We start from the raw sequence: 1,051 nt of genomic DNA, 5'->3' as shown, positions 1-1,051 counted from the left end.
GCTTTCTTAACGAGGTCTGGAACAATGCCGTCTTTATCATCTTTGATAACCGGGCTGAGTGCCGTGCATAAACGGGCGTTTAGCTGGCCGCTGCTGGCATAGTGTTCAAGAGATGACCAGACCGCAGGCTTTAATGGTTTATTGTAATTGATTAGACTGATAATCAGAGAGGGTGCCACCAGGTGTGGTATTTTTTCAGGCTTGGCTTTCTTGGGCTCTTTGGTTCTCGCTTTCATTTGGGCTAATTTTGCCTCAAGCCTGATCGCATAGGGATCGCGCTTGTCCTGAGGCTTTTTATACCATTGTTCTGTGAACTCGGTTGCCTTGAAAAAGGCGGTTAACTGTTGCAATGTCCAGTTCTTTATAACAAAGCCGTTATCTCTCGGGGTAAACTCTGGATTTTGGAGTACAACCGGATCGCCATCGTCTGGCAAAACGGTTAGTCTTTGATTCTTGAATTGATATTCTGTTTGTTCAAGCTCAATTAACATGGCCGTGATAAAGTGCCACAGTCGTTCCTGGCCCGACATGGCGGGATTACCACCGACCATCACCCCTCTTTTATCATCTGTTGCCACTCGGTTTGAAAAGCAGAGATCCGGTATTTTCTCTTGTTCAGGTAGAGAGTGGTTTGTGAGCAGCATTCCTTCCAGCAACCGTTGCTGAATCGTGACATCAGGAGCGGTTTCAGGTGTAGCCTGATAGTCAAGACAGGCATCCATGAATTGCTGCATTTTGTGTTGTCCAAGCACCCGATGTAACCCGCGCCACTGTGAGATGGTGGGCAAGGTTTTGAATAGCTCATCCATCTTATCCGCGTATTTTGAGCGGTTATCTTCTGATTGTTGCCAGAGAATCTCCAGCATCGTGCGTTTAGATTGCGTGAAGTCAAATCGCTGGCCAAGCTGTTGGCAAAGTGGTTTTAATGCATACCACTGTTCCTGAGTTGGGGCTGGCTTCAGGTTTCTGCAAAGTTCAAGGTATTCCTGCATCTCAGATTCAGGGAGTTGCGTTAGTGCAAATTTTGTTAAAGCCAGTGGTGCAGGAATGG

At 46.9% G+C, this 1,051-nt stretch carries 1 protein-coding gene; it reads right to left on the bottom strand.

What is annotated here, in order from left to right; all coding sequences use genetic code 11:
• Positions 1–992, bottom strand: a 992-nt coding sequence (locus tag J7439_RS25565; protein ID WP_209204876.1) for a hypothetical protein, incomplete at its 3' end; no start/stop codon positions are given.
• Positions 993–1,051: the final 59 nt, after the last annotated feature.

It is taken from the genome of Salinisphaera sp. G21_0 (assembly GCF_017744115.1).
Classification (GTDB): Bacteria; Pseudomonadota; Gammaproteobacteria; order Pseudomonadales; family Endozoicomonadaceae; genus Endozoicomonas.
This window is presented reverse-complemented; position numbering and strand designations above follow the sequence as displayed.